Source organism: Citrobacter sp. Cpo012 (assembly GCF_030333015.1).
Lineage (GTDB): Bacteria > Pseudomonadota > Gammaproteobacteria > Enterobacterales > Enterobacteriaceae > Citrobacter > Citrobacter portucalensis.
Genome location: NZ_JAOWGR010000019.1, coordinates 1 through 213, shown reverse-complemented (window position 1 = coordinate 213; position 213 = coordinate 1). Strand labels below are relative to the sequence as shown.

Annotated in this window: 1 tRNA gene; it reads right to left on the bottom strand. The window is 53.5% G+C overall.

From position 1 onward, the window contains the following. A tRNA-Arg gene (locus OGX90_RS01170) sits at positions 1–77 on the bottom strand. Positions 78–213: the final 136 nt, after the last annotated feature.

Sequence of the window (213 nt, the reverse complement as noted above, 5' to 3'; positions counted from 1 at the left end):
TGGTGCATCCGGGAGGATTCGAACCTCCGACCGCTCGGTTCGTAGCCGAGTACTCTATCCAGCTGAGCTACGGATGCATCAGGGAAACTTACTTTACTGCAGATTTGATGTCGCTGCTAAAGCGCTATCAAGTAATATGGTGCATCCGGGAGGATTCGAACCTCCGACCGCTCGGTTCGTAGCCGAGTACTCTATCCAGCTGAGCTACGGATG